Origin of the sequence: Microcystis viridis FACHB-1342 (assembly GCF_014698335.1) — a bacterium.
GTDB lineage: Bacteria > Cyanobacteriota > Cyanobacteriia > Cyanobacteriales > Microcystaceae > Microcystis > Microcystis ichthyoblabe_A.
Genome location: NZ_JACJSV010000011.1, coordinates 38195 through 58316 on the forward strand (window position 1 = coordinate 38195; position 20122 = coordinate 58316).

Below are 20122 nucleotides of genomic sequence, written 5' to 3' on the forward strand. Positions count from 1 at the left end.
TATGAAGTTAAATTACCTGACTTTATCATCTATCTGTTTAACGGTAACTTCCTTGATAATTATCGGCAGTCCAGCTATATCTTTAGCCGATCATAGATCACCAATAACTTTAGCTTCTCGGGATTTATCAAACCAGCAACAGGGAAAAAAAATTATTCTTAATGGTCGTTCTTTGCCCGTTTCTTGGCGACAGTGGACAGCAGCAAATAGTACCAGAATCGCCATGGGTGACACGGGAGCAAGACAATTATTCGGCATGGATTTTCTTAGCACAAATGATCCGAAAAAGCAACCGATAAACTGGTTTAATTTACAAACTTTATCGGCTAATTTGATCAATTCCGATCGCTGGCTGGATGTTACGGATATTTTACTAACAATGGGGGCAACAACCACTATTAATGGTGATAGTTTAACTATTAACTTTCCTGCTGCCCAGATTCAAGATATTCAGCTAGAAAATTATGGAGCAGTACAAAGGATTATTATTCAACTCGATCGCCCGACCTTTTGGCAAGTTAGTCAAGCAAAAAATGAAGCAGTGATTACCCTAGAAGGAAATGCCCAGCAATCGCTCATCTCTAGGTTTCAACCCCAAACTATCAGCAACAGTAACCAAAATAACGATGAAGATGATCTAGGCAACTCCAATAATAACTTACCCACTCAGATCACTTCCTTAGAAAATAATGGAGTGATCAGTCGTTTAAAAATTAACCTTCCCACTGCCTACGGATTACAGATCAGCAGTGTGGCTAATCCTCCCCGAATTATCATTGATTCTCGTCCCGATGCTATGGATGAAAAGCGCATTGTTTGGCAACCAGGATTAGTCTGGAATCAAAAATATATCCAGTTAGACAAAGATTGGTTTCCCGTGACTTGGTTAGAAATCGATCCCAGAAATCCTCAGATAACTATTAAACCAATTACCGCTAATTCCACCTCAATGCGCGGCACTAATCCCCTGATCACGATTAATAGCGAAAGTAACGCAGTAGCGATGATTAATGGCGGCTTTTTTAATCGTAATAATCAGTTACCTTTGGGGGCAATTCGTGTGGATGGCAAATGGTTATCTGGACCAATTTTAAACCGAGGAGCGATCGCATGGGATAATCGTGGTAAAATCAGGATCGATCGCCTTAGTTTAGAGGAAACCCTGATTACTGCCACCGGACAACGTTTTCCCCTAACCCAGTTAAATAGTGCCTTTGTGGCAGCCGGCTGCAGTCGTTATACTCGCGATTGGGGGAGTAATTATCATCCCCTCACCGAGCGGGAAACTGGGTTAGTCGTCCAAGGCGATCGCGTAACGGAGAAATTAAATAATCTTTCCCCACAGAACAGTATAGAAGTACCAGAAAATGGCTATTTAGTCATCTGCCGAAAGACAGATATTAATTTAAATATTGGTGAGACAGTCAACCTCGATAGCGTCACCCTACCGGGAGATTTTGCTAATTATCCTCAGATTTTAGGTGCTGGCCCCCTATTATTGCAGAATGGGCGCATAGTTTTAGATGGAAATGCCGAAAAATTTAGTCCTGCATTCCAAAATCAACAAGCTTCCCGCAGTGCGATCGCAGTTAGTCAAGAAGGAAAAATTCTGCTAGTTGCCATCCATAATCGCGTCGGGGGAAGGGGGGCAACTTTAGGCGAATTAGCCCGAATTTTGCTGTTAATGGCGGCAAAGGACGGTTTAAACCTAGATGGGGGTAGTTCCACCGGGATAGCCTTGGCGGGTTATCTGCTCGATCGCTCTGCCGTTACCGCCGCAAAAGTCCATAATGGAATAGGAATATTTTTATCCCCGTCTCCTTGAAAGGTGTGAAAACAATGGATAATAGCGACTGGATTAAACAATTGCTGCTGATGGGTATTGGCACCACTTCCATGGTGGCAGAAAAGATCAAAGAAGTGAGCGACGAATTAGTCAAAGACGGTAAAATCAATTCTGATCAGGCTAAAAACTTTGTCGATGATCTGATGACACAGATGAAGTCTGAACAGGGGAGCTTCGAGAACAACTTAGAACGCTATATTCGCCAGATTTTGCAGGATTTAGGGGTTCCCCGACAATCGGAAATGGACGAACTGCGGGGAAGGATTGATAGATTAGAACGACAGGTGAGAGACTTAGAGAATAAACTCTGGCGTTAGGGAACTATGAAATCAATGCGCGAAATCTTGCTCAGTTTTGCTATCATTGCGGTTTGTGGCTTATTTTTAATCCTTGCTTCCCTCTTTGGTGGAGGGGAAAAAGCCAATGCGATCGCCGCAGAAATCGATCCACCCCCTATCACTCAAACTATTAATAAGGAAATCATCTCCATGGATTTAGATCAAGCAGTTACCACCGATTCGGGACTAAAATACATCGATATCGTGGAAGGAACTGGAGAAACTCCCCAAAAAGGTCAAAAAGTGACTGTTCACTACACGGGAACCCTGACAGACGGCAAAAAATTCGATAGTTCTAAGGATCGCAATCAACCTTTTACCTTTACCATTGGAGTTGGTCAAGTGATCAAAGGATGGGATGAAGGAGTCGCATCGATGAAAGTCGGTGGGCAGCGTACCTTAATTATCCCCCCAGAATTAGGTTATGGTGCGCGGGGTGCCGGTGGGGTAATTCCTCCCAACGCGACTTTACTTTTCGATGTGGAATTGTTGGGAGTTAAATAGGTTTTTCCTCTGATTTTTCACTTCTACCCGCATCTATCCTGAATGCGGGTTTTTTGACAGATTGCTGGAAGCTAAGGGCAAAATCAGGAGGATTTAGTAAATTCTAGACCGTTTTCGCTGCCGTAACGCTCCATAAAACGCATAAAACGATCCCACTCTGCGGGAGAATTAAAAACCACCGTAGCTTCGATCGCCGTGGGTTTACCGTTGATGAATTTGCCTTTTACTTCCCTGGTGACGATTTCTCCTTCTTCATCGACGAGATACATCCCCGTGATTTCCTCGGTTTGTTGATCTCCGAGGATAGTCGGTTGATCAAAATAAAATTTTGCCGATCCCTTCTCTCCCGTTTTAGTGCGACTTAAGCGGATATCGGGAACAACTGGTTCTTTTAACCCCCGGGAAAACTGAATTTCTGCCATTACTTTTCTTTATCCTTCTCATAAAATAGACATTTCTAGATCATCTCACACCAAGTCGCAAGTAAAAAGCAGATGGGACACCATAAACTTAAAGTATCCACGGTAAACTCGCGGGGGTGGGTTTGACTGATGAAAGATCACCTGTAAACCTCTCCCTTCCCACTGATAACCAATAACTGAGATGAGATGGTTTTATTAGAAGCAGCGGTTCATTCTTCCCTACGCGCTTTTTTACGCGAACAAGGACGCTTTTACTGGTCTCATCATCTCACTATGGGGCGACTGGTGGCTAGAGCTTTACGCTTAAAACGGTCCTCTCTCATACAAACTGGAACTACTCTGTCCCGTTATTGTCTCAGTTATCTCACCCCGGCTCTTTTAGGTGATACACCTGTTCTGATAGTTGCTCCAGAGTCGGAAGTAAACCTACTGTTAGAAGTGGAAATCCCCCGTCTGCAAGCATGGTTACAAACTCAGCGAGATATCCTCAAAAGCGATCGCTTTCCGGCTAATTTTACCGGTTTACTCCTCACCACACCCCAACAATGGTTAGAGGATAAATTGGGCAATCTCGGTCATTTTCCCCAGAATATCGCCACTATAATCGATCGAGCCGAAGATTTAGAAACTTGTCTAGTAGATTATCTTACCGTCACCATTACTCCCGAACAATGGTCTGCTTTAGAGTCAGCATATCCCCAGCATAGAGAGTTTATAGACTTAATTAAAGCACAACTTAGCCAAAGTATTCTTGGTCATCCCATTAATCCCTATAATTGCTATCTTATTGATGCCAAGGAAAAAGAATATATAATTGCTCTCCTGCAACGCTTGCATCAAGACTTAACCACTGATTCTGTTTGGCAACTTTTAGCGGCAAAAATCCCCGAGCATAATTATCTCCTCTGGACATCAGTAGATCGAGATCGAGAAGAATTTACCCTAAAAATCAGTCCTTTGGAGGTGGCTAGTTTTTTCAAACCGATTTGGCAGCAGCAACCCTTTGTTTTAATCGGCAGTTTTTTAGATAGCGAAAAATCCGCTAATTTATACCGTCAAAATCAAGGTATCGGAGAAATTTTAACTCTAAAGTTTGCAGCTGATCGCGAAAGTGAATATATTCATTTATATCTACCCGATCGCATCAGCGCCCCCAATACCCCCGAATTTCAACCGATGTTATTAAAGCAAGTGCGGGAATTAGTTAGTGCTAATCATACCAGTGAACAACCGATAGTAATTCTGATTGAAGATGTTCCCCTCAAAGCACAAATTGCCACCCAAATCGCAGCCGATTACGGTTCGCGAGTACAAGTGGAAAAAACCGAGATTAATAATAATACTATTCTCGTTTGTGGTTGGCAATTCTGGCAAACCCATCAAGAAAAATTTCTCATCCCCAGTTTATTAATTATCGCTACTTTACCCTTACCTTCCCCCGAAAATCCTCTTGTTGCTGGCAAAATTGCTTACTACAAACGACAACATCTCGACTGGTTTCGTGCCTATCTTTTACCCACAGCAGTGAGGGAAATTCAGCAATCTGTTCAGTCTCTCCGGGAGTGTCAAGGTTGTGTGGCTGTCCTCGATAATCGTGTCAATGCTCGCAGTTATGGCCGACAAATTCTCTCCGCTTTAGAACCCTATGCTAAAGTTAATTATCTCGATCAACAATTTTTTCAAGATAAAGATTAAATCAGTTATCAGTTATCAGTTATCAGTTATCAGATGGGGTGCATCTCAATTTTGTAGAAATATCTATATTACATTTGGGCGCACGCAGTGCGCCCCTACCATTGACGCGATAATATTATTGTAGGGGCGAATTGCATTCGCCCTCTTGGAATAACTTCTGCTGCTCACCAATATGTGAGAGAATGTCACCAATAAGAGATGCACCCTATCAGTAATCAGTTCACTGTTCACTGTTTACTGATCACTGATCACTGATTACTGATAAAATCTCCCCCAGAGCCATATTTCCAACTATCTAAATAACGATGATAAAGATATTTTTGCTTGTCGGGTAACTTTTCTAAAACAGGTTTTAAGGTGGCTGCCAAGGGATATAAACCACTATACAAAGCTAAATTAAAATAATGTCCCGTCCAATCGATAAAAGGACTGATACCCACTTGTGGAATCATCGGTAAAACTAATTGAGGATTAACCAAAGGCAAAGTTTTTGAGAGGGAAGAAAACTGCACCACATCCTGTAAAAACGGTTTTAAGACCTCATCTCCCAACTTATCCATTACCCGAAAAACTCCACTCATTAAGTCATTAATTTGATTGGGATTAGGGTTAGCAGACATGGCAACACTCATAGTTTTTTGAAATAGCCACGTTACCGATATATTCGGTTGATAGGGTTGTAAAAGGGCTAAATCTTCTCGGTTTAAAGCATCAATTTGTAAAGCTTCCTCGATGGCAAAAGTTAGCCTTTTTAAATGTCTGACCATTGCCCCAAAACCACCAAAACTGACCGGAGATTGACTACCGCTACTATCTCCCACTGCTAGAATTCTTGACCAAGGCATTTTTAAAGGACTTTGACGATAGGCCGGGAAAAAACCCGCTAGAAAACGCTGAAATTTTACCGCTTCTAAATCCACCTTTTGATACTCTGGCAGTAATCTTAAATACTCCTCCATCAAAAATTCTAAACTAAAGCGATCGGGATGGGTATCAAGATAGGTAAATAAATAAGTTGTCCGACCATCCTTAGCGGGAAATGCTTCCCAAAAGTATTGACATTGGTGCAAGATTGGGGTAAAAGAATAAATCAAATCACCAGTTTCATTACTGGGAAAACCCTGACCGCAACTACCCACCACTAAACAAACTCCATCGGGTTTTTCTCCTTTTCTGGCCTGTTTTGCAATTGGGGAAAAATGACCCATGGCATCGATTAATAAACGGGTTTTTAAAGTCATTTCTCCCGTTTTAACCATTACTCCATCGGGATGAATAATCCCCCCACTAAACCCCGAATTTTCTAATAACTTCCCTCCCGCTTGCAAAAACTTAGTTTTTAAAGTCTCTAGCAAATAAACCGGATTAACACCAATATTTAAAATATCTCTAACCCAAAGCTCATAACCTTGATAAAATCCCACCCTCCCAGGATTATATTCCGTCGCTATCGCTTGATTTAATTCTGCTTCGGTCAATAAATCTAACTCTAAAAAACTGCTTAATTCTAAACGTGAAATATTCCACTCCTGCTCACGACCGCGCAGAATACCTCTTTCTAATAATGCCACACGCCAGCCCCTAGTTTGTAAAGCAGCCCCGATAAAAATTCCCAAAGTTCCCCCCGCAATAACTAGATCAAAATCCGTCTCTCCTAAAGATTCTTGACTTTGATTAATTACCGTAGGAATAAGCGGATTTTCTAAACGCAAAGCTTGCCAAGTTCGATCGCTGGCTCGCAATTGTTGTAAACTCTGAGGAGATACTCGATCGAGTAAAGATGCAACTAAAGACATAATCTTATATCAGTTATCAGTTATCAGTTATCAGTTATCAGTTTTCAGTTTTCAGTTTTCAGTTCACTGTTTACTGACTGAACACTCAAAAAAGCACCCTTCTAGTCGTTTCCTAACAGTGGAGACTTGCTACCTCACCATTAAGATAACTGCTCTATACGAGAAACCTATTTAGATTGGAAAAACTTTTTCCCTTCTTCAATGAGTTTATTAATATCCTTGAGAGAAACTCCGAAAATTGCTAAAACTCCCGTAAAGACTAACAAAAAACCGATAAAACTATTTCGATCATAGAGAAATAACCCCACTAAAACGATAAAATAGGGAGAGAGAATTTTACTAATATTTTCAACTACAGTAACCACCTCTGGAGTAGGAGTCTCAACAAGATTAATATCAGTTTTATCCTGATCTGGTTCGAGATTTTGCTTAATTGAAAACATCACCTCCTGTAAGTCTTTTACCTCCGGTGGGTTCGGTTCCTTCGCTGGTTTGCCAAACATTGTTAACTCCCTCGCCAATTTATCTATATCCTCTATGGTAGCCAAAAAAAGGGCAAGCGGGAAAAGCGCGAGCAGGTCGAGAAATTCTCAGGGCAATTTTCCTTATAACCCCCTCGGCCTCGGCTGCTATAATCAGAGGAACAACTCCCAAGTTCGTTAACGGTACAAAAAAACTATGAATACCAGTCCAGACCGTGTGATTATCTTCGATACCACCCTTCGAGATGGGGAACAGTCCCCGGGTGCCGCTTTAAATGTGGATGAGAAGCTAACCATAGCGCGCGCACTGGCACGACTGGGAGTTGATGTCATTGAAGCAGGTTTTCCCCACGCTAGTCCGGGGGACTTTGATGCGGTGCAGAAAATTGCCGCCAGCGTCGGCAGCGAAGCTGATAGCCCGATTATTTGCGGATTAGCCCGGGCTACTCAAAAAGATATCAAATCAGCAGCCGATGCGCTCAGACCCGCCGCCAAGCCCAGAATTCACACCTTCCTAGCCACATCTGATATACATCTCCAATACAAACTTAAGAAGACTCGTCAGGAAGTTCTTGAGATTGTGCCGGAAATGGTGGCCTATGCCAAATCCTTCCTTAATGATGTGGAATTTTCCCCCGAAGATGCCGGCCGCAGCGATCCGGAATTTCTCTATCAAGTCCTCGAAAGAGCGATCGCCGCAGGAGCCACCACCGTTAATATTCCCGATACCGTCGGTTATACCACCCCTAGCGAATTTGGGGCTTTAATCCGGGGAATTAAGGAAAATGTCCCCAATATCGACCAAGCAATTATCTCCGTCCATGGTCACGACGATTTAGGGTTAGCGGTGGCTAATTTCCTCGAAGCAGTTAAAAATGGCGCTCGACAGTTGGAATGTACCATTAACGGTATCGGTGAGCGTGCCGGTAATGCTTCCCTAGAAGAATTGGTGATGGCTCTTCATGTGCGGCGCTCCTATTTTAATCCTTTCCTCGGTCGTCCCCCAGAGTCCACGGAACCTTTAACCAAGATCAACACCAAGGAAATCTATCGCACTTCTCGCCTAGTTTCTAATCTTACCGGCATGATCGTGCAACCGAATAAGGCGATCGTCGGTGCTAACGCTTTCGCACACGAGTCGGGAATCCATCAGGACGGGGTGTTAAAACATAAACTCACCTATGAGATTATGGATGCAGAATCGATCGGTTTGACCCATAATCAGATCGTCCTCGGTAAACTCTCCGGCCGCAACGCTTTTCGCTCTCGTTTACAGGAATTGGGTTTTGAGCTTTCGGAAACGGAACTTAATAACGCTTTCATCCAGTTTAAGGAAATGGCCGATCGCAAAAAGGAAATCACCGATCGCGATCTAGAAGCTATTGTTAACGATGAAATCGATACGGTTCCCGATCACTTCCGCCTTGAGCTAGTACAAGTGTCCTGTGGAAATAGTGCCAGACCCACGGCCACCGTAACGATTCGCACTCCCGACGGTAGCGAGTTATCCGATGCGGCCATTGGTACAGGACCAGTGGATGCTCTCTGCAAGGCGATCGATCGAGTGGTGCAGATTCCGAACGAATTAATCTCATTCTCGGTGCGGGAAGTTACCGAGGGAATCGATGCTTTGGGAGAAGTGACTATCCGTCTCCGTTACGAAGGACGCACCTATTCTGCTCGCGCGGCCGATACCGATATTATTGTCGCCTCCGCTCGTGCCTACGTCAGCGCCTTAAACCGTCTCCACGTCGCACTGCAGCAGAAGGAAAAAACCCCAGAAATGGTACAAGTCTAGATAGGGTTTTAGGGTGTTAGGGTTTTAGGGTTTTAGTTGAAATTCCCCCACTACCCCACCACCCCACTTCCCCACACCCCACACCCCACACCCCACTCCCCATCTCCCCACGGTGCTATTGGAGAAAATCTTAAATTTGTCTCGCAAATTTCTAAAATGTTGCTAAGTTAATATTATGAGCTTGCGCTCTAACAATTTTAATACACTTGTATTGAAATTGGATTCGCGTAAAAGCAATGAGGGATGAAATTTGTCCGTAAGAATCCGATCAAATTAAATACAATAGCTAAAGACTAAAGGAATTAGCAAGGGCCAATAGGGATTATGTTCCTCTTGCCAGTGGGAACAGTTAACCCATCCCATAATTCCTTTGATACTTAGCTATCTGGTCAACACCGCAGACAAACCGGCGATCGGATTCCAGTCCTCCAGCCATTTACCCAATTTTTGCAGGAGCCAGATTATGAGTTGACCGAGCTAAAACGGCATTCCGTGTCGCTAAAATCGCATCGACACAAGGAAATTTAAGCAAAAATCTTCTCCCATTTGTTGTAATTAAAGCTACAATCGGAAAAGTCTTTCCCCGTCTCGGATTTGAGACACAAATTTGTTCAGTATCACCTAGATTGAGATTCGATCTTCTAGTTTTGCACAGAAGGAGCAAGAGGAAAACGGCATGATGCAGGCCCACGATGTACTAACCCTTACCGAGCCGCCATTGGATTTAGATTTGATTGACCTAGACGAAGACTTCGATGATGAGGATATCGAGTTAGAGCTAGAAGAAACCAGCGATAGCAACGATGGCAAAAAAACCCGCCGCCTTGCCAGCGCTCGTCGTCGCGACGCCGCTAGAAAAAAACCCTATACAGAAGATTCGATTCGGATTTATCTGCAAGAGATCGGCAGGATTCGGTTATTGAGAGCGGAGGAGGAGATCGAATTAGCGAGAAAAATCGCCGATCTCCTGAAATTAGAACGCATTCGCGAAGATTTTTGCCTCTATAGCGATGCTGAATGGGGAAAACAGGTTTTCCTGTTCGAGCGCATCGAAAAAATTATCGTTGAAAAATCGGAAAAAGAGCCGAAACTATCGGATATTAAGGCTTATTTAGGTAAGACGGAGCTAACGGCTCCCCTGCTGGAAGAATGGCTGGCCAAATCAAAGGAATACTTATCGGCCTTTAAGCGTCGTTTGTACCATGGTCGTCGCGCTAAGGAAAAAATGGTACAATCGAACCTGCGTTTAGTGGTTTCGATCGCCAAGAAATACATGAATCGCGGTCTTTCCTTCCAAGATTTAATTCAAGAAGGTTCCCTCGGTTTGATCCGTGCCGCCGAAAAATTCGACCACGAAAAGGGTTATAAATTCTCCACCTATGCCACTTGGTGGATTCGTCAAGCCATCACCCGGGCGATCGCCGATCAATCCCGCACCATTCGTCTTCCCGTCCACCTCTACGAAACCATCTCCCGGATCAAAAAAACCACCAAGATTCTTTCTCAGGAAATGCGTCGCAAACCCACCGAGGAAGAAATCGCCACCAAGATGGAGATGACCATCGAAAAACTGCGTTTTATTGCCAAATCTGCCCAATTACCGATTTCTCTAGAGACTCCTATCGGTAAAGAAGAAGATTCCCGTTTAGGAGACTTTATCGAAGCGGATGGGGAAACCCCAGAAGATGAAGTTTCTAAAAATTTATTACGCGAGGATTTAGAAAACGTCCTCGATACCCTTAGTCCTCGCGAACGCGATGTGCTGCGGCTGCGCTACGGTTTAGATGACGGCCGGATGAAAACACTCGAAGAAATCGGCCAGATTTTCAACGTCACTCGCGAGCGCATTCGTCAAATAGAAGCCAAGGCCCTGCGGAAACTGCGTCACCCTAACCGTAATAGTATCCTCAAAGAGTACATTCGTTAATTTCCCGTCCTTAAAAAACTAGAAACTGAGTCTCATTGAGGCTCAGTTTTATTGTAATCTGCACCTACCTCGACGGCTGCATCTCAATTTGGTCGAAATATCCATATTATATTTTGGGCGCACGCGATGCGCCACTAGCACGGATAGGTGAACTTGATTACTGCCGATTAATTCCCCCTCAACTCGATAGAAAGTCCCGTATTCGTTAGTAAGATATTCGATAGCGGGATTGACGAGGGTAAAACCAGCAGGATAACTGCTATACTATATTTATAGTTTACTGAGAGAATAGAAATGGATCACAATTGCGATGCTTGCGATTCTAAAATCGAAGATATTCCAGAGTTTATTCGTCAAAACCTCATTGTCGTAACATATAATATATGGACAGACAGCTGTAAGGCAATTAAAGAATTAAAAGACAATGATTACAACAAACACCTGATTTTAATTATAACAGATTTAGAAGAAGAAATTTTAGAAAATCGAGAAAAATTTTCAAAAAATCAATTTGCCAGAAATTATTTTACTACACAGATTAAACAATATTTAGAAGACCCAAAAAAATCTGCTGGGGAGCCATCGGCTAAGAGTTTATGGGCAAAACCAATATCTACTCAGTTGAAATTTATTTTAGAAGCTTTAAATTCAGCATCAGATTCTAAAAAATTTGAATTAAAAGACATATTATATTTTGTTGAAATAATACAAAGAGAGATAATTTCAGTAGAAAGTCTTGAAGGTTTACTTAATTTACTTATTACAGAAATCCTCAAAGAAGAAATGAATCGAGAGGAATTAAAATTTATCGTTAACACTATTATAATAATGTTTATTGAGCGAGGATACCATGTTAAAACTCTAGAAAATTTATTACCTAAACAATTATCTTTGTTTCAAGATCATTGGAACCTTATAAGTAAAAGTAAATATCGATTGTATTTATACCGTGCACTCATATATGAATCACCCAAATATAACGAGGAAGTTTATTCTGAAGACGAAGACTATAAAATTGCCCTCAAGCAATATTATGACTCTTTGGGGCTTAAAGATAGGATTTTTCTGATGAAAAAAATTTATGTCGAACCACCTAAAAAGTATAAGGTTATTTTTAAAATTTCTAATTTTGCTCTAGCCAATTCTCAATCATTAAATATAGGTAACGTTTATTTTTATATTCCGCGAATTCATGGAAAAATAACAAAAAGTATTTTTCGAGACGACACATACATAGATGAAAGTTCTGATCTTGTTCAGTTTGAAAAAAGAATACAGGAATTTGAAGTGATGTCCGAGAGTATTTATTATGTTGCTGTTGACATCGAAGGAAATGATTTTTATTCAATGAAGGATCAAGCGATAAGAACAGTAGAGAGGGCTGTGTCTGTCTTTTTCCGAAAGGATACTCTCATGAAAAAGACAAATAACAACGAAATACAAATAATGTTAAATAATTACATTATCTGTGACGATCTAGGTGAGGGTGCTTTTTTTGAGCATTCTTATATATCGAATGAAGAATTTGATATTCCTAATAATATTTATACTGACAGAATTGGTCCTTGGCTTTCTTCTAAAAACTCACTTAATAAAAGCGTTGAAACATGGTTAACTGCCATTGAACTATATCGTAAATCTGTTGAGTCAGTACAAAGTTCCGACGCGCTTCTATATTCTTGGTATTCCCTTGAGCATTTTATCAATAAATCGGAAAAAATTACTGTGAGGCTTCCGAAGGAAAAGGAATTTGATAAATCTGTTTTTGGAGAATGGTACAATGCGGACAATATTTCAGTCCTACAATTATTGCTCGCTATTGTTACCATTAAATCCAAGTTTTTTGATCTCCTAATTACTTTTGCGGATAATTTAGCGAGAAAAGGCTTTCCATGGGATAGATACTCAGTATCTGATGAAATTTTAAATATATTTTTTATTAGTAAAAAAGATAACGGTTCTATTGGGATAAACGCAAGTAATTTTCTTGAAAACTTTCAATTAATTTTTGATGATTTTGAGCAGAAAAATAGTCAATTCGATAAATATATAAGTGAGATTCGTGGTCATTTTATTGATCACACAACTTGCTTGAATAAAATAAAACAAGCAATAATCGATGTCAAAAATGATGTGTATAATATCTATCGCATTAGAAATATGCTAGTTCATAGTAGTAACACAAAAAGTAAGCTTTTAGAAGATTATTCAAAAAGAAATAAGGAATACAGCTTAAGACTTATTTTAGAAATCAGAAAACATTTATTTGCAACCGAGAGTGATACTGAAATACAGCCGATAAATACTTATTTTACAAGGATGATAATTGATGCTAACGTGGCATTTGAAGCAGTAGTCAATAATGATATGGATAAATTCAGAAAATGGATAATACAATAAGAAATTCTACGACAAGTAGCCGCAAAAATTGATAATATCGGGGGTAGAACTGAAAAAAGCAATTTAGCCGCCGCTACAGCAATTCTGGCGGGGTTAGTATTAAGTAAGGAAATCATCGGAAGCTTATTAAGGGAAGAAATTATGCGCGAATCAGTTATTTATCAGGATATCCGGGAAAGTGGAAAAGCACAAGGAAGAGAGGAAGGAAGACGAGAAGAAGCGGTTTCTTTAATTCTACGGCTACTTAACCGTCGTTTAGGTGAAATATCCTCGACTTTAAGCCAACAAATCCGAGAACTATCTCTAGAACAATTAGAAACTTTAGGAGAAGCGCTGCTCGATTTTACTAGCTTGACAGATCTGACCGCTTGGTTATCGGAGATAGAAACTTAAATCCCCAGAAGATGTCTGCTCGTCCTGCGTTAAATTTTTAAATACCGGCTTTTTTCCCGTATTGATTTAACTATGGCTACCAGCGATATTCCCCATTCTACTCACTCATCCCCAAAACCCCTGCCAAAACTGGGGCTTTTCACCATGTTTCGTTTAGGACTCTTTCAGATGGGACTAGGTATTATGTCCCTGCTGACTTTGGGGGTTCTCAATCGGATTATGATCGATGAGTTAAAAGTTTTACCCTTTCTCGCCGCAGCTGCGATCGCTATGCACCAGTTTGTTAGTCCGGCGCGCATCTGGTTTGGGCAAAGATCCGACGGTAAAACTATTTTCGGTCATCATCGCAGCGGTTATGTCTGGATTGGGGCGGCAGTTTTTACCGCTTTAGCTTTTATTGCTTTGCAGGTAGTCTGGCAATTGGGACTTAGTATTCAAACTTCGGGATGGAATACCATTTCCTACGCTTGGATTGCCCTCTTAGCCCTAATTTTCGCCCTCTACGGACTAGCTTTAAGTGCCAGTTCCACCCCTTTTGCTGCCCTCTTGGTGGATGTGTCCGATGAAGATAATCGATCGCAATTAGTTGCTATAGTTTGGTCAATGCTGATGGTGGGAATCGTCGTCGGGGCGATCGTTAGTTCTCGTTTGCTGGATACTCCCAATATCTGCGGTACAAATATTTTGACCTATGATCCGACTCAATCAGCCCCTATAGCCAATATTCCGCAACTACAGGCGAATATTAACCCCGTGTTTGCGATTATGCCCGCTATCGTTTTCGGTCTCTGTATTTTAGCGACTTTTGGCGTAGAAAAAAAATATTCTCGTTTTAGTAGTCGGTCCACTCTTGTGCAAAGAGAGGATCAAATTACCTTTAAAGATGCCCTACAAGTTCTCACCGCTAGTCGGCAAACCGGTTTATTTTTCACCTTTCTGCTGATGATGACTTTGAGTTTATTTATGCAGGATGCAATTATGGAACCCTTTGGCGGCGAGGTTTTTGGGATGTGTATCGCCCAAACCACCCAATTAAACGCTTTTTGGGGAACCGGAACCCTTTTTGGTATTGCTGCCACGGGATTTATGCTAATTCCCCGCATCGGTAAACAAAAAACCACTAAATATGGCTGTATTTTTGCAACAATTTGTTTTATTCTCTTGATTTTTGCCGGCTTTTCTGCTAATCAAAGTTTATTAAAATCAAGCTTGCTCTTTTTCGGTTTAGCTTCGGGAATGATTACCGCTGGGGCTACCAGTTTAATGTTAGATTTAACCGCCGCCGAAACTGCGGGAACTTTTATCGGCGCTTGGGGATTATCACAAGCGATCGCCAGGGGATTGGCCACGGTTTTAGGCGGTACGATTTTAAATATCGGTAAAGTTATCTTTTCTAGTCCGGTTTTAGCCTATAGCTTAGTTTTCCTCGTGCAAGCATTGGGAATGATCCTGGCAGTTTGGTTATTAAGTCGCGTCGATGTCAAGGAATTTAAGGAAAATGCCCGAGCAGCGATCGCAACAGTAATGAAAGGAGAGATCGACTAGCAAAAGCAAGTAAAAGTGAGATAACAGGAGAATTAGCCCGATCGGGGGAAGTTGGTTAGCAGCTTTTTTCCTATCCTAAAAGTAGAGAAGAAAACGAAAGAGGAGGCTAAAACGATGAAAAGGACTTTAATGATTGCCCTAGGTTCCCTAGCTTCCTTACTGCTGATTAACCCCGTCGGTGCGGAAAATCCCCGACAGGTGCAACAATTATTGAATACGGGGGAATGTCCGGGGTGTGATCTCCGGGGTGCCGATTTAAGAGGGGCGCATCTAATCGGTGCAGATTTGAGAAAAGCGAATTTACAGGGAGCTAATCTCGAGGAAGCTAACTTAGAGGGCGCAGATTTGACCGATGCTAACCTAGAAGGCGCAAATTTAACCGCAGTTCTTCTGACTAATGCCAGTTTAAATCAAGCTAATCTCAATGGAGTTAATTTCACCAGTGCCATGATCTATGATGCTGATGTGACGGGTGCGTCAATGGGGGGAATTAACTTGACAAATGCTCAGATTTATGGTACCGGCATCGCTGTGGGTGGTGAAAATCCTTAGATGTTCTTGTCCTCAAAATATAGTTAATTTTGTAACAGATGCGAGTGTCGCGTCTGTTTTTTTATACACTCTTAAGTAGGTAGGTGTTAAAAATTGTCAGATACCCCCCTTATCAAGGGGGGGCAGGGGGGATCGAACCCAAAATCTATCTTTAATTTAATTATAACCACTTACTTACTAAATAGTTTGAGTTATAAAATAACCGGCATGACTCAACCCACACCGCGCTCTAGTGTCTTAATTGTCGATGATTTGCCCAATAATGTGCGGCTATTGTCGATTATGCTCACCGAGAAGGGATATCAGGTACGCAAAGCGATTAATGGACAGATGGCCCTGAATACAGTGCGATCGCTAATTCCCGATCTGATCCTCCTCGATATTAATATGCCCGATCTCAATGGTTATCAAGTTTGTGAACAGTTAAAAGCTGATGAAAAAACCAGAGAAATTCCCGTGATTTTTATCAGCGCTCTTGATGATGTTTTAGATAAAGTCAAAGCTTTTCAAGTGGGAGGTGTCGATTATATTTCTAAACCTTTTCAAGGGGAAGAAGTCATGGCCCGCATTGAAAATCAATTAACTATTTGCCGTCAAAAAAAACAACTACAAAACGAAATTAAAGAACGTCAAAAAACTGAGGAAACTTTAGAAATTTATCTTCATGCTGTCTCTCACGATCTCCGCAATCCCGTGATCGGGATGTCAATGATCTTAAATAATTTAATTAAAAATTCTCAGGGAGAAACTAAAGAAGTATCCCGGAAGATTTTACAACAGATGGCCAACAGTTGCGATCGACAATTAACTTTAATTGATTCTCTTGTCGAAACCCGACAAAATGATCTTTGGGGAGTTTTCCTAGAACTAAATCCTTTATCTCTCTACGAAATTGGTCAACAGATCGGTCAGGAATGGGAGTTAAGATTAAAGGAAAATCAAGCAACTTTAATTAATAACTTTTCCCCCGATTTACCCTTAGTTAATGCCGACGCTCACCATCTCTGGCGAGTTTTTGAGAATTTATTAGCCAATGCCCTTAAACACAATCCCCAAGGAATAATTATCACTTTCTCGGCTAGACTAGAGGGCAATTATCTCCGGTGTACTATTGCCGATAATGGGGTGGGAATTAGCGAAACCCAGAGAAAACAATTATTTGATCGCTATCAACGAGGCAATAATAATAATCAGATTAGTTTAGGACTAGGTTTATATCTATGTCGTCAAATTATCCATGCTCACGGAGGCGAAATTGGCATTATGAATAATGATGAAAAAGGTTCACAATTTTGGTTTACTTTGCCCTACTAAGCTGTTGACTAAGTAGGTAGATGTTAAAAACTTTCAGACACCCCCCTTATCAAGGGGGGATCCCCCCGCCTATCGGCACCCCCCTTATCAAGGGGGGCAGGGGGGATCTATCTTCAATTTAATTATAACCAGCTACTTATCTACATTACTCGTTAAGACTGTCTATGAGCAGGAAGAGCTAGTTTAAACATTTGTTTTTTTCTGTGACTGCGGAAAGAAAGGGCTAAGATCTATCTAGATCAACTATCTTCACTTGCCATGGCCGCTAATGCCGACTATTCTGCCCATTCTAGACTTAACTTGCAACAACCTTGGCATACCTATTCGGTGGAAACCACCCTATCTATCCTCGGTAGTTCGGCTGTTAATGGCCTCAATAGGGAGCAAATCGCCCAAAGAATTAAATATTATGGCAAAAATGAACTAAAAGAACGTCCAGGGCGCAGTAATTGGCAAATTCTCCTAGATCAGTTTACCAATATTATGCTCCTCCTCTTAATTGCCGTGGCCATAATTTCCGGAGGACTGGATTTACTGGCATTGCAGCGCGGTCATCTGGCTAAAATTGGTGTTCCCTTCAAAGATACGATCGCTATTTTAACAATTGTCATCCTCAATGGCATCCTCGGCTATCTGCAAGAAAGTCGCGCCGAAAAAGCTCTGGCCGCTTTAAAAAAACTTTCCTCTCCCCAAGTTAATGTTATCCGCGAGGGTCAACGCAGAGAAATAGATGCGGTTAATCTCGTCCCTGGGGACATCATGCTGATTGAAGCGGGAACCCAAATCAGCGCCGACGGCCAAATTATCGAAGCTTTTAACCTGCAAATTCGCGAATCGGCCTTGACAGGAGAGGCAAATAGTGTTAATAAATCCGCCTCCATTGACCCCTTAGACAGGGATACTCCCCTTGGCGATCGCTTAAATTTTGTCTTTACTGGAACAGAGGTACTGCAAGGCCGGGCTAAGGTCATCGTTACCAATACGGGGATGACCACGGAATTAGGCAAAATCGCTCAAATGTTAGCAACAGTCGGCAATGAACCCACTCCTCTCCAAAAAAGAATGACTCACTTGGGTAATGTCCTTGTTGCTGGTTCTCTCATTCTAGTGGCCCTGACTATTACCATCGGCCTGATCAATGCCGGTTGGTCGGCCCTAGAGGAATTAGTGGAAGTTTCCCTTAGTATGGCAGTAGCCGTCGTTCCCGAAGGATTACCCGCAGTTATCACCCTAACTCTCGCCCTAGGTACCCAACGCATGGTCAAACGTCAGGCCTTGATTCGTAAACTGCCGGCAGTAGAAACCCTTGGTTCCGTTAATGTGATCTGTTCCGACAAAACCGGGACGCTAACGGAAAATAAAATGACCGTGCGGGAGATAGGGACAATTAATCGCAATTTTTCGGTGACTGGAGAAGGATATAGCCCAAAAGGACAATTTTTAGACACCGAGCAACGGGCGATCGATCCCAAAACCGATCTAGAATTACATCATCTCTTAATTGCCAGTGTCCTCTGCAACGATGCCAGTTTAAACCTCGATAACGGTCAGGATAGCATTTTAGGCGACCCCACAGAAGGAGCCTTATTAGTTTTAGGGGCGAAAGCGGGCTTAAATTTATCCCTAACCAAGCAAGAGTTCCCTAGAATCGCTGAAATCCCCTTTTCTTCTCAAAGAAAGCGAATGTCGGTCATTTGTCAAGGAGTCAATCCCGTACTATTTACCAAAGGTTCCCCGGAATTAATTCTTGAACAGTGTCTCTCCTATCAATCGGGATTAGAAAGTCTTCCTTTTGGGGATAGGGAAAAAGAAAAAGTCTTAGTCGCTAACAATGCTATGGCTAACAGGGGTTTACGAGTCTTAGGATTGGCCTATAAAAACCTGATTTATCCGCCAGAATCAAATGAAATCAGCGAAGATGCCCTAATTTGGTTAGGAATGGTCGGTATGATCGACGCAGCGCGACCGGAGGTACAAATCGCCGTGGCTAGGTGTCGAGAAGCGGGAATCCGTCCAATCATGATCACCGGTGATCATCAATTAACCGCTCTAGCGGTGGCTAAAAGTCTTGGTATTGCCCAAGCGGGAGCTTTAGTCATCTCAGGGCGAGAATTAGATAAATTATCACCAATTCAGCTAGAAAACATCATTGACAAAACTAACATCTATGCCCGTGTTTCCCCCGAACATAAATTAACTATTGTCCGCGCCTTGCAAAAAAAGGGTAAATTTGTTGCTATGACCGGAGATGGGGTGAATGATGCTCCGGCCTTGAAACAAGCAGATATCGGCATTGCCATGGGAATCTCCGGCACCGATGTCACCAGAGAGGCTAGTGATATGATTCTCCTTGATGATAATTTTGCCACTATCGTCGCTGCCACGGAAGAAGGGCGAGTGGTTTATAACAATATTCGCAGTTTTATTAAATATATTCTCGGCAGTAATATCGGGGAAGTGATTACTATCGCTGCTTCGCCTCTTTTGGGTTTAGCTACTCCTCTCACTCCCCTACAAATTCTCTGGATGAATTTAGTTACTGATGGTTTACCCGCGTTAGCTTTGGCAGTGGAACCCGCTTCTCCTAATATTATGCGTCGCCCTCCTTTTAGTCCCCAAGAAAGTATTTTTGCTCGCGGTTTGGGCAGTTATATTGTGAGAATTGGGATTATTTTTTCGATTATTAATATCACTCAAATGTTAATCGCTGTGCGCTTGGATCCGCTTTTTGGTAATACCGGTTCATGGAAAACTATGGTTTTTACTACTCTCTGTTTAGCTCAGATGGGTCATGCCATTTCTGTGCGATCGAGCGATCATCTTACCATAGAAATGAATCCTTTGACTAATCCCTATCTTTGGGTAGCAGTAACCCTGACGACAATTTTTCAACTGATGTTAATCTATGTTCCTGCCCTGCGGGATTTTTTCGGTACTCAATTTTTAACTAAAGAAGAATTATTAATCTGTTTGGGATTTAGTACCTTGTTATTCGTTTGGGTGGAGTTAGAAAAATTATTTACCCGTTGGTATCATCGGCGATAACCAGAGAGTTTTTTTCATTGTTCAGTAAACAGTGAATTGAAAACTCAAATCTCATAACTGATAAA

At 41.9% G+C, this 20122-nt stretch carries 14 protein-coding genes and 1 pseudogene; 12 read left to right on the top strand and 3 right to left on the bottom strand.

Translation table 11 applies throughout. From position 1 onward, the window contains the following. Position 1: 1 nt before the first annotated feature. The 3 genes from H6G40_RS05965 to H6G40_RS05975 are packed head-to-tail and all read left to right on the top strand — an operon-like array spanning position 2 to position 2688. Positions 2-1825 (top strand): phosphodiester glycosidase family protein, encoded by a 1824-nt coding sequence (locus H6G40_RS05965; protein ID WP_190537410.1) that lies wholly within the window; start codon positions 2-4, stop codon positions 1823-1825. Between the two features lie 14 nt (positions 1826-1839). Beyond that, positions 1840-2163, top strand: a complete 324-nt coding sequence (locus H6G40_RS05970) for a phasin family protein (RefSeq protein ID WP_002746237.1) — start codon at positions 1840-1842, stop codon at positions 2161-2163. 6 nt (positions 2164-2169) lie between these two features. Further along, complete coding sequence (locus H6G40_RS05975) at positions 2170-2688, top strand: FKBP-type peptidyl-prolyl cis-trans isomerase (protein ID WP_042790805.1); 519 nt, start codon at positions 2170-2172, stop codon at positions 2686-2688. Positions 2689-2771: 83 nt separating this feature from the next. Here H6G40_RS05975 and psb28 read toward each other — a convergent pair whose 3' ends face one another. Then, positions 2772-3110 (bottom strand): photosystem II reaction center protein Psb28, encoded by a 339-nt coding sequence (gene psb28 / locus H6G40_RS05980; RefSeq protein WP_002737398.1) that lies wholly within the window; start codon positions 3108-3110, stop codon positions 2772-2774. Between the two features lie 186 nt (positions 3111-3296). Between psb28 and H6G40_RS05985 the strand changes: the two genes are divergently transcribed. Continuing rightward, complete coding sequence (locus H6G40_RS05985) at positions 3297-4805, top strand: helicase C-terminal domain-containing protein (protein ID WP_069475157.1); 1509 nt, start codon at positions 3297-3299, stop codon at positions 4803-4805. A 248-nt stretch (positions 4806-5053) separates the two neighbouring features. Here the strand turns inward: H6G40_RS05985 and H6G40_RS05990 are convergent, their stop codons facing one another. Together H6G40_RS05990 and H6G40_RS05995 are read right to left on the bottom strand one after the other, a co-directional pair. Next, a complete protein-coding gene (locus H6G40_RS05990) occupies positions 5054-6601 on the bottom strand; it encodes an FAD-dependent oxidoreductase (protein ID WP_069475158.1) in 1548 nt (515 codons plus the stop codon). 167 nt (positions 6602-6768) lie between these two features. Further along, entirely contained in the window at positions 6769-7104 is a 336-nt protein-coding gene (locus H6G40_RS05995) for a hypothetical protein (RefSeq protein WP_002738082.1), read from the bottom strand. Positions 7105-7279: 175 nt separating this feature from the next. Between H6G40_RS05995 and H6G40_RS06000 the strand changes: the two genes are divergently transcribed. The 8 genes and pseudogenes from H6G40_RS06000 (at position 7280) to H6G40_RS06035 (ending at position 20057) form a co-directional block, all read left to right on the top strand. Continuing rightward, positions 7280-8881, top strand: a complete 1602-nt coding sequence (locus H6G40_RS06000; protein ID WP_002736592.1) for a 2-isopropylmalate synthase — start codon at positions 7280-7282, stop codon at positions 8879-8881. A gap of 676 nt (positions 8882-9557) precedes the next feature. Next, a complete protein-coding gene (gene rpoD / locus H6G40_RS06005) occupies positions 9558-10808 on the top strand; it encodes an RNA polymerase sigma factor RpoD (RefSeq protein WP_002755984.1) in 1251 nt (416 codons plus the stop codon). Positions 10809-11102: 294 nt separating this feature from the next. Beyond that, complete coding sequence (locus tag H6G40_RS06010) at positions 11103-13208, top strand: hypothetical protein (protein ID WP_190537412.1); 2106 nt, start codon at positions 11103-11105, stop codon at positions 13206-13208. Continuing rightward, positions 13209-13601, top strand: a pseudogene (locus tag H6G40_RS06015) (DUF4351 domain-containing protein); the annotation flags it as partial. It lies immediately after the preceding gene. Between the two features lie 72 nt (positions 13602-13673). Then, on the top strand, positions 13674-15146 hold the full coding sequence (locus H6G40_RS06020) for a BCD family MFS transporter (protein ID WP_190537415.1): 1473 nt from the start codon (positions 13674-13676) through the stop codon (positions 15144-15146). Between the two features lie 114 nt (positions 15147-15260). Further along, entirely contained in the window at positions 15261-15698 is a 438-nt protein-coding gene (locus H6G40_RS06025) for a pentapeptide repeat-containing protein (protein ID WP_002735631.1), read from the top strand. A 207-nt stretch (positions 15699-15905) separates the two neighbouring features. Next, positions 15906-17012 carry a hybrid sensor histidine kinase/response regulator gene (locus tag H6G40_RS06030; RefSeq protein WP_190537417.1) on the top strand — a complete coding sequence of 369 codons (1107 nt, stop codon included), beginning with the start codon at positions 15906-15908 and terminating at the stop codon, positions 17010-17012. A 258-nt stretch (positions 17013-17270) separates the two neighbouring features. Further along, positions 17271-20057, top strand: coding sequence for a cation-translocating P-type ATPase (locus H6G40_RS06035; protein ID WP_190537419.1), 2787 nt, complete (start codon positions 17271-17273; stop codon positions 20055-20057). The last annotated feature ends 65 nt before the right edge of the window (positions 20058-20122 follow it).